This window comes from Kushneria aurantia DSM 21353, assembly GCF_000382245.1.
GTDB classification, from domain to species: Bacteria; Pseudomonadota; Gammaproteobacteria; order Pseudomonadales; family Halomonadaceae; genus Kushneria; species Kushneria aurantia.
In genome coordinates this window covers 1-10115 of the sequence record NZ_KB907905.1, presented here as the reverse complement: position 1 = coordinate 10115, position 10115 = coordinate 1, and the positions used below count along the sequence as shown (strand labels likewise).

Annotated in this window: 7 protein-coding genes and 4 pseudogenes; 10 read left to right on the top strand and 1 reads right to left on the bottom strand. The window is 44.5% G+C overall.

Annotated features, from left to right (window positions below):
- From H146_RS21775 to H146_RS21595, 3 genes and pseudogenes are all read left to right on the top strand, one after another.
- Nucleotides 1-241: pseudogene (locus H146_RS21775) on the top strand (IS3 family transposase); the annotation flags it as partial.
- Nucleotides 242-286: 45 nt separating this feature from the next.
- A pseudogene (locus tag H146_RS22550) lies at nt 287-872 on the top strand (IS30 family transposase); the annotation flags it as partial.
- 510 nt (nt 873-1382) lie between these two features.
- Nucleotides 1383-2111 (top strand): DUF6270 domain-containing protein, encoded by a 729-nt coding sequence (locus H146_RS21595; protein ID WP_156826894.1) that lies wholly within the window; start codon nt 1383-1385, stop codon nt 2109-2111.
- A 447-nt stretch (nt 2112-2558) separates the two neighbouring features.
- Here the strand turns inward: H146_RS21595 and H146_RS21590 are convergent.
- Nucleotides 2559-2711, bottom strand: a pseudogene (locus tag H146_RS21590) (IS30 family transposase); the annotation flags it as partial.
- Between the two features lie 655 nt (nt 2712-3366).
- Between H146_RS21590 and H146_RS21585 the strand changes: the two are divergent.
- From H146_RS21585 to H146_RS22240, 7 genes and pseudogenes are all read left to right on the top strand, one after another.
- Entirely contained in the window at nt 3367-5208 is a 1842-nt protein-coding gene (locus H146_RS21585; RefSeq protein ID WP_156826893.1) for a hypothetical protein, read from the top strand.
- Nucleotides 5205-6320, top strand: coding sequence for a GDP-mannose 4,6-dehydratase (gene gmd, locus H146_RS0117535; protein ID WP_019953182.1), 1116 nt, complete (start codon nt 5205-5207; stop codon nt 6318-6320). Before H146_RS21585 ends, gmd begins: the two co-directional genes overlap by 4 nt.
- Nucleotides 6321-6328: 8 nt before the next feature.
- Nucleotides 6329-7261, top strand: coding sequence for a GDP-L-fucose synthase family protein (locus tag H146_RS21010; protein WP_083920938.1), 933 nt, complete (start codon nt 6329-6331; stop codon nt 7259-7261).
- Complete coding sequence (locus tag H146_RS0117530; protein ID WP_019953181.1) at nt 7258-8436, top strand: DegT/DnrJ/EryC1/StrS family aminotransferase; 1179 nt, start codon at nt 7258-7260, stop codon at nt 8434-8436. The genes H146_RS21010 and H146_RS0117530 overlap by 4 nt, the downstream gene beginning before the upstream one ends.
- Nucleotides 8420-8932: a GDP-mannose mannosyl hydrolase gene (locus tag H146_RS21005; protein ID WP_342664567.1), complete on the top strand. Its 513-nt coding sequence runs from the start codon at nt 8420-8422 to the stop codon at nt 8930-8932. Before H146_RS0117530 ends, H146_RS21005 begins: the two co-directional genes overlap by 17 nt.
- Nucleotides 8933-8945: 13 nt before the next feature.
- On the top strand, nt 8946-9836 hold the full coding sequence (locus tag H146_RS19820) for a mannose-1-phosphate guanylyltransferase/mannose-6-phosphate isomerase (RefSeq protein ID WP_019953180.1): 891 nt from the start codon (nt 8946-8948) through the stop codon (nt 9834-9836).
- 101 nt (nt 9837-9937) lie between these two features.
- Nucleotides 9938-10115: pseudogene (locus H146_RS22240) on the top strand (IS5/IS1182 family transposase); the annotation flags it as partial.

The window sequence follows — 10115 nt, the reverse complement described above, 5'->3', positions numbered from 1 at the left end:
TCAGCAATTTACCCGGTGGTACAACCACGAGCACCGGCACAGCGCGCTTCGCTACGTCACACCGAGCCAGCGCCATAACGGCGAGGCCAAAGGCATCCTGGCGCAGCGTCGTGAGGTCTTCGAGGCGGCGAAAAAGCGTCACCCGGAGCGCTGGTCGGGCGACATCCGCAAGCTCAGCCTGCCGGATGTGGTGCACCTCAATCCCGAGCGGAACCCGGTGCCACAAGCCGCAGGATTTTAAAGAGCCGAAGTCATTTAATGTGCCAACTATGTTGACAGGCTCCGGGATGACAAGGCCTGTGATGGCGATCTTTGGAAGCACCTCCGCCGGCCCGGGCGGCGCAACAAGCACCGGGCTCAAGTCAGGAGCGCAGGACTTGGCAGGATTCCCGATCGCGTGGGCATTGATCATCGCGCGACTGAGATCGATGAAAGGCACTTCATTGGCCACTGGGAGTGTGACACCGTAGTACTAAGGGCATAAGCAGTCGGGCTTGGTCACGCTGGTCGAGCGACGTAGCGGCTATCTGCTGGCGGCACGGTTGCCTCGGCTTTCGGCGGAGCTGACGCAAAAGGCCATGATTCGGCTGCTGAAATCTCGCCGCGGTGCTGTCCAGACCATTACCTTGGACAACGGTTCGGAATTTGCTGATCACGAGACTGTGGCCCGGGCGGTAACGGCAGCGACTTACTTCTGCGATCCCTACTGCCCTGAGCAGCGTGGGACCAATGAGAACACCAATGGCCTGATACGACAGTACTTCCCCGGGGGAACGGATTTTTGGCAGGTCTCCGATGCCAAGCTGCGCGAGATGGTCGAGAAGTTGAATGACCGACCCCGAAAACGTCTCGGCTATCGCACACCGGCATAGGTTTTTCTGGGGGAATATTCAGGAGCCTTGGACACCGCGGGTGCTGCGCTTATTGCTTGAATTCAGGTTTCAAGTGAGATGTCTCTTTGAAATTCGGGAGCCTCAGCGTTACTTGACGAAATCATATTGCTAAGCTGTACCCATCTATTAATCGAGAGTATACGGTAGTAGTCACTTTAAGTCTTTCGAATAACGCTGTAGATGCCGAGGGGCTCGTTTCTTTACCGCAGATCGCTCACGTCAGGTCCTGCCACATTGGTTTGACCAACCGAAATATCGTCATCGCAATTTGGTAGAGCGCCTGTTCGGTTAGCTGAAGGGAAAAGCTTGGCTGAACACACATTATGGTAAGCTGCTCACTAGTTCTAGTGTAGAGTAACGATTTCTCTTGCCAAAAAATTATGATAAAGTAGAAAAAGTTTTAATTTTAAACAATGCTTCGCGTGTTAAAGATGTCTCTTCAGGAAGAGTGTAAAGCATGCCAAGTTGGACTGGAGTATAGGTAGTTTTATGGAAAAAAAGAGGATACTTGTTTTTGGCGGATGCATATCTAGAGATATATTTAACTATCCGAACTCTTTTGAATTATCCGGATATTTTGCCAGAAGCTCGCTCGCCAGCGTCTATAGCGGTGGAGAGATTATCGATAATTATAGCCATCGTCTGGAATCTTCTTTTCAGCGCCGATCACTAGAAAACGACTTGAAAAGGAATTTCCGAGAACGGATTAAACATGATGATTATGATATTTTGTTAATGGATTTGATAAACATGCGGTTTGATCTTTTTGTTTTAGAAGATGGCTGTGTGTTAACGCTTTCAAATGAAGCAAAAAAAAGTGGCGTCAATAAGGAGTTGAAAGGACGCAGGATTAAATCGAAGTCGCAAGAGTATCAGGATATTTGGCGTGGTGCTTTTTTGCAATTTATAAATGAGTTAGACTCAAGTGTCGGTTCAGAAAGAGTTAGAGTGACTGAAGCTTATTTAGCTTCATGCGATGAAGATGGCAACATGTTAAATTCATCTACACCTGTTTCTGAGGAAAATTTTTTTCTAGCTAAGCAATATAGGTACATTGAGTCAGTGCTAGGTGAAAGCGCCTTGATAAAATTAGATGACAGCATGTTTGTGGCGGATCCTAATCACAGATGGGGTGTCGCACCTTTCCATTATAAAGAAGGCTATTATTTAGGTTTAGTTGAAGCACTTAAAGGCATGAATACAGCAACAAGCGGATAAATAAATATAAAATATTAGCACATGGTGACTCGGTCAGTGGTGGATAGGGAAATGGCAGCGAACAATATGCTAGTATAATTATATTTCAGAGAAATTTTTGATTTGCGAATACTAAATCATGGGCGAGAATTTAAAAATATGTAAAATAGCTATATAGTCCCGAAAAATAGTCAAAAGAGTCGTCATGGAGTCTGCCAAGCACAGCGCCATCCGCTTCGTGACACCGGCGGAGCGGCATCAAGGCTGGGACGTCGCTGTCCTGGCTAGGCGAGATGCTATCTATGCCGAGACGAAGCGCAAGAATCCGGGCCGGTGAAGCGGGTCCACTTGCAACTGGGTGCCTCGCAAGACGGCTTGACTGAATCCAGACCTGGATGATCCGATGTACCAACGGGATCAGCAGTTAGAAGCAGCATGACCGCGTCTTCCAACTACCTTGACAGGCACCACGTAGGCGTCTCGAAGGTCAGGGATAGTCATATGTCTGAGTTTGCCGCTGATCTGCTCGGGGGACAAGCGCTGACGCAGCATGTGCTGAATCAAGACGAATTGTGGGCTTCCGGGAAGCAGCCTGCGCTTTGGTCGACAGACTGTCCGGCGTTCCTGGCGATGCTGTTGCCCTATCGACTCAACGAGGCAGTTGGCTGATGCCTTGGCGTGACATACAGCCGATGCAGGCTCATCCATCTCATATGTGGGATAAAAGTAATGGAGCGCAAAGAGGTATTTATATAAGGCAAGTTAGGTGTGTCTAATGATAATCGCCGTCCTTTAGCTTGGAGTTTGGCTGCCAAAGGCTTATGCATTCATCTATCACTGGACTGCTATGCTGCTACTTGTTCACCATTTCAGGATTGAGGTTGTGGAGTTGGCTCAGCTCAGCACTGAGGCTAAGGAAGCGCTAAATAAATCGCCGAACGAGATGAAGGGCAAGGCGCACGGAGCGCAGAAAGCGAGACATAACGTGGGGTTAGGCGAGCTTGCGAGTACCGCGCAACGTAGCCATTCGCTCGTGAAGGTATTTATGCAGTGTTTCCCTGAAGCTCAATGTATGTCCTAAGCAATCTCGTCATATTTATGAAGTACTTGAACCATAGGCCGTTAAAGTCCGTGCATAAAAATAAAAGGAAAATATTTTGGGGCTGCTGCCTAAATGATGAAATGTCAATACTGCCTGCAAAGTTAGTGATGAACGCTCTGTTATATGCTCCTAATTAAATTAATTTAAAGCTAAAAGGTAAAGGGCTTGGTGATTATGTTGAATGACTTCATAAAAAATATTTGTAAAAATGAATCTTTAGAAGTTTTGAATGACTACGGCACTTCTGCTCAGAGCTCACTTTCCAAATGGTCACACAGAGAAGATAGTTGTCGCCCTTTAAAACTAAAAGACTGTAAAGATTTTGCTTTTCACACTGGGTATGAGAAGAATCCTTGGTGGAGTTTCACCTTTGAGGATGCAGTAGAATTAAAGTATGTCGTAATAAATAACAGAAAGAAAATGCCATTTTCCACAATAAACAAAAATATTAGTGTTGTCACGACTAATTTTTTTGAAGTCAAAAAAACTCTTTATTCCGGCAGCTGCCATTTTGGATCACTTCCTGACTCACTACCATTAATTCTTCGAATCGATAGCTTGATAAAAACAAATAAAGTTGAGGTAATCCTCCAAGATATAAATTATCTCCACCTCGGACCTATATGTTTTCTAGGTAGAATGAGGCAAGGAGAAAGAGGCTCTCGCGAAAAGATAAATTTATATAGCCTCAGGACTGATGGATTTGGTGAAAGATTAAAAGGTCTTTTGAACATAATGGCCTTGGCAAACCATATTAGTGCTAATTTTTATTTTTCATGGGGTCAAATATCTAAAGGCGCAAGGAAGTTCCATTCTATAGCACCTCCAGAGAAGGTCTTTTCACAAGACTTTATAAACTCCCACGTAGTAGACAAAAAGAAGAGTCAGTTAAAACTTGTTAGTTTGAATGAAGTTGGTAAGAAGGCTGGGGCAGATGGATTCGATGAAGATAAAATAAGAGAAGTATCAATAAGCGGAGGTTTTAATGGAGTGCTAGTTGCACAAAATCTTCTGAGTAACCAAATAAAAAACATTAAAATGGATAGTCGGACGTATAAAGAAATCTTTTCAAATATTGCTTGGTCTACAGAGCTTGAAAAAGCAAAAAAAGAAGCACAAGCTGTAGCAGTAAATCATTCTCCAGTCGCAATTCACCTAAGAGCTGGTGACATCGTTTATGGTTTTTATCGTTACATGGATAGATACCTTGGAAAAGTTATTCCTCTGCACGATGCAGTTCACTTGCTTGAGACTTCAAAGAAGAACAATAAAGATGTGATTATTTTTGGTCAAGATGTGCAGCTATGTGATTTCTTATCGAAAAAATATGGAGCTCTTTACTCAAAAAATCTTAAGAGTGAGAGCTTTAACGAGGAGCAATCAGCCCTTTTTGACATGGTACTTATGTCTCGATGCGATAAAATATACGCTGGGGCATCCGGATTTGCAGTATTAGCTGGCTGGATTTCAGGAAAAAAAGTTGAAAAGGAAGAGATGGATTTGGTTTCTGAGGATGATATTTTAAAGATATTAGAAAAATTAAACTTATTGAGAGGGGAGGAAATATCTAGCCTCCAGATATCTTTTTCCTTATCCTATCTTCTACACAAAAAATGGAATCTGATAAGCGAGGGGCTGCGGTTGGAGATTATAAGTTTATGCAGCGCAATTGACGATGAAAATCCGTATTATAAGTTAGTTTTAGCAGCCGTTTTGTATAAATCTGAGAAAATTGAGCTGGCAGACGAGGCCGTCAAATCTTTAATGAAGCAAAACAAGTATGGATTAAGATGGTTCGCCTCGACTGTGCATCCAGATGGAACAACAACATTACTCAATTGGATTGGTTTTTATAAAGAGGCAGAGCTTAAAAGCGACTATGCAAAGGTCGTGGTTGCCTATCACCATTGGCTATTTTGTGGCATTGAGGAGAGAAAAACACAAAAAGATGATTTAGTTTTTTTAGAAGTGGAAAGCTTTGTTAAAGAAAAAGTATTTAAGGATTTAAAGTTATGAAAAAAGCTTTGGTTACTGGCGTAACTGGACAAGATGGGTCTTATCTTGCTGAATTCCTTTTGTCTAAAGGATATGAGGTTCACGGCGTAAAGCGTAGGGGCTCATTATTCAACACTCAGCGGATCGACCACATTTACGAGGATCCACATGTAGAACATCAGCAGTTTGTTCTTCACTATGGGGATCTAAGCGACTCCACAAATCTGATTCGTCTGGTTCAGGAAATTCAGCCGGATGAAATATATAATCTTGGTGCTCAATCTCATGTTGCTGTCTCTTTTGAGTCGCCGGAATATACGGCGGATGTTGATGCAATGGGTACGCTGCGTATTCTTGAAGCCATCCGGATTTGCGGTCTAGAGCAAAAAACGCGTTTCTATCAGGCTTCAACCTCAGAGTTATATGGTTTAGTACAGGAAATACCACAAAAAGAAACGACGCCCTTTTATCCTCGTTCACCCTACGCTGTCGCCAAGCTCTATGCTTATTGGATTACGGTCAACTACCGAGAAGCGTACGGAATGTATGCCTGTAATGGTATTCTGTTTAATCATGAAAGTCCTCGCCGCGGTGAAACCTTCGTAACCCGTAAAATTACTCGTGGTATTGCCAACATTGCACAAGGCCTTCAGGATTGCCTATATATGGGTAATATGGATGCATTACGTGACTGGGGGCACGCTAAAGATTACGTAAGAATGCAGTGGATGATGCTGCAGCAGAATGAACCTGAAGATTTTGTTATTGCCACAGGCAAACAATATTCAGTGCGACAGTTTATTACCTGGGCTGCGGAAGAACTTGGAATCGGCCTGGACTTCAAAGGAGAAGGGGTTAACGAAGTTGCGGTTGTGACCTCAATCGATGGTGACAATTCACCTGCTTTAAGCGTAGGAGATATCCTGGTTAGGGTCGATCCACGCTATTTTCGTCCCACAGAAGTCGAAACGTTGCTCGGCGATCCTTCCTATGCAAAGCAGCAGCTGGGTTGGGAGCCTGAAATTTCGACACAAGAAATGTGTGCCGAGATGGTTGCTGAGGATTTGAAAACAGCACAACGCCATGCTTTTCTAAAGAAAAGTGGGCATCACGTTACCATATCGACCGAGTGAGGACTCAAATGAGAGTACTGTTAACTGGCGGCTCGGGAATGGTGGGCCGAAATATCCTTGAGCACAGGTCGGCAGGCCTTTTTGAAATTCTTGCTCCTTCAAGTAGTGAGTTGAACCTGCTTGATCAAGCTTCTGTGAAGGATTACATCAGTGCAGTACAACCTGATCTGATTATACATGCCGCAGGTCGGGTTGGCGGAATTCAGGCCAACATAGCTGATCCCGCTGGATTTCTTGTACAAAACTCTTTGATGGGTATACACGTTATTAACGAAGCGTATCGTGCGGGAGTTAAATACTGCATTAATCTGGCCAGCTCTTGTATGTATCCTCGTGATGCGTTAAATCCTTTACACGAGAATCAAATTTTAAAAGGAGAGCTTGAGCCAACCAATGAGGGTTACGCACTTGCTAAAGTAACCGCTACAAAATTGTGCCAGTATATTTCAGAAACTGACAACGACGTTTCCTATGTCACTCTAATTCCCTGTAATTTGTACGGGCGGCACGATAATTTTGACCCTCATAGTTCCCATATGATTCCTGCCGTTATACGTAAAATTCATGAGGCCCATAAAAACGGCAGCTTCACAGTTGAAATTTGGGGAGATGGCAACGCCAGGCGTGAATTTATGTACGCTGAAGAGCTTGCCGATTGTATCTTCTCTGTAATTGCGGAAATACAAAGAGGCGGCCCTGCTTCTGGACTTATGAACGTTGGGATCGGGCGCGATTATTCTATAAATGAATATTACAAAGCAGTAGCAGATGTTGTCGGCTATAAGGGAGAATTCTCACATGATTTGTCCAGGCCTGTCGGTATGCGTCAAAAACTTATAGATAGCAGCAGGATAAATAATATGGGGTGGTGCTCCAGCACACGACTCGCTGATGGAATAAGCAAAACTTACGAATATTTTCTTCAAGAGGTGGATATATGAGTAACTATTCTCTCGCATCGAGTACCTGGGATCATAAAGAGCTGGAGGCCATTCAAAAGGTTGTGGACTCCAATATGTTTAGTATGGGTTCCTATGTCGCCGAATACGAAAATGATTTTGCACAATTTTTTAATTCAAAATATGCCGTGATGACAAGTTCAGGTTCGACGGCTAACCTGTTGATGATTGCCGCCCTATTTTATTCCAAAAATAAGTACTTAAAACAAGGGGATGAGGTTATAGTTCCGGCCGTTTCCTGGTCGACAACTTATTTTCCACTTCAGCAATATGGCCTGAAGGTAAAATTTGTTGATATCGACCCGAAAACGTTGAACCTTGACGTTGAAAAACTTGAGGCGGCTATAACTGATAAAACAAAGGCCATCTTACTAGTCAATTTGCTTGGTAATCCAAACGATTTTGACACTATTAGTGCTATGATCGATGGGCGCGATATTATCTTGCTTGAAGATAACTGTGAATCCATGGGGGCCGAATATAATAAAAAGAAAACAGGTACTTTTGGGTTGATGGGCACATTTAGCTCCTTTTTTTCACATCATATTGCGACCATGGAGGGTGGTTGTATCCTCACTGATGAGGAAGAATTGTATCACGTGCTTCTTTGTTTGCGGGCACATGGCTGGACCCGCAACTTGCCAAATGAGAACCACGTCACTGGAGTGAAGAGCGACGACCCATTTGAGGAGGCTTTCAAGTTTGTTTTGCCGGGCTACAATGTTCGTCCCCTTGAAATGAGTGGCGCTATAGGCATTGAACAGCTAAAAAAACTGCCAGGTTTTATCGATGTGCGTCGTGAAAATGCGGTCCTTTTTAAAGAGCTTTTCTCTGATCACCCTTTCTTGTCGATACAGGAAGAAGTTGGTGAAAGCAGTTGGTTCGGTTTTTCAATGGTAATAAAAGAGCATGCTCCTTTTGATCGCCGGCAATTGGTGAACGCTTTGAAGAAAGCCGAGATTGAGTGTCGACCTATTGTAACGGGTAATTTTCTGAAAAACACTAAAGTTTTAGAGTTTTTCGATTATGAGGTTAGTGGTGAAGTTGAAGCTGCCGACTACATAGATCGAGCCGGTTTGTTTGTAGGCAATCATCAGGTTTCATTGCAAAAAGAAATAAACTTCCTTAAAGAAGTGATCGATCAATTCGGCGGCTAAAGGGTTCTGTGTCCTGGATACAAGTACTACTTCCCAAGATTTTTTACCACATGAGCGTTTCCTCAAGGTGGTAGAGAGCACGCCACTCGTTTCTATCGATTTGGTAGTTTTGAACGAGGGTAAAGTCCTTTTGGGTGAACGTCTCAATCGTCCTGCTCAAGGTTTTTGGTTCGTACCCGGTGGACGTGTAAGAAAGTTCGAGAGCCTTGATCAGGCTTACCAGCGCATCAGCCTGTCAGAGCTTGGTAAAGTTCTTTTTTATGCTCAATCACAATTATTAGGTGTCTACGAGCATTTTTACAGCGATAGTGTTTTCGGTGAAACTCCAGGGACACATTACGTTGCTATTGGTCAATTTGTGGAACTGTCTGAGCCTTTGAAGTCCCTGCCTAAAGACCAACATGGAAACTTTGCCTGGTGGTCCTTGCAGCGGGCAATGGAGGCTCATGATGTCCATCCTTATACCAAGGATTACCTTCGTTCATTAGTTGAGTAAGGAGTATTATAAAATGATTTATCCTGTTGTCATGGCGGGTGGAACTGGTTCTCGTTTATGGCCCATGTCCCGAGAGCTCTATCCTAAGCAGTTTTTAGGGTTGACCGGTGAGAGCACTCTACTGCAGCAGACCTTTAAGCGTCTGGAAGGGCTTGAAACTGCTCCGCCCGTTCTTATTTGTAATGAAGAGCATCGTTTTTTGGCAGCCGAGCAGTTGCGGCAGATCGGGCTGCTTGACCATAATATCATTTTGGAACCTGTTGGCCGTAACACAGCACCTGCAATTGCATTGGCAGCACTGACCGCTATGAAGTCAGATGATAATGCCCTACTTCTGGTTCTGCCCTCTGATCACGCCATAGCTGACGCCGAGGCGTTCCAAACTGCGGTTAACCAGGCTGCTGACCTTGGGAAATCGGGCGAGCTGGTCACTTTCGGAATAGTACCGACTCATGCCGAAACAGGATATGGCTACATTGGTCGTGGCAAGCCTTTTGGTAATTTTTTTAAGGTGGCTCAATTTGTGGAGAAGCCAGATGCCGCCACTGCCAGTGAATATATAACTAGTGGGGAATACTACTGGAACAGCGGCATGTTTTTATTTCGTGCGGATCGCTATCTAGAAGAGCTCAAGGCTCATCGGCCTGATATTTATGAGTCTTGCGCTGCCGCTATGAGAGATGTTCAGCCGGATTTGGATTTTATCAGAATCAATGCCGAGGCTTTTGAAAATTGCTGCGCGGAGTCTATAGATTATGCAGTTATGGAGAAAACCGACCGTGCTATGGTTGTGCCGCTTGACGCAGGTTGGAGTGATGTAGGTTCTTGGTCGGCATTATGGCAGCTTGGCGAGAAGGATGAGCAAGGCAATGTCTGCAAAGGGGATGTCATTAGTCGGTCCTGAAAAACCAAAAATCACCGTGAAATCATGATTATGCGCCTGGATGATGCTCCCTTTTCGGCGTAAAATCTGGTCTATCCTCGCCAAAATCGTGAGAAATCGACATGACTCCCCGCGATCAGCGCCAGAATCCACAGCGTGACCTGCTCAACATCTACCTTGATGACGTCATCAACATGCGCCACGAGTTGGTGCAAATGAGTCAGAGAATCGACTGGTCCGATTGCGAGAACATTTTTGCATCAGACTACACCAGCAACAACGGTAGACCCGGCTTGCCCA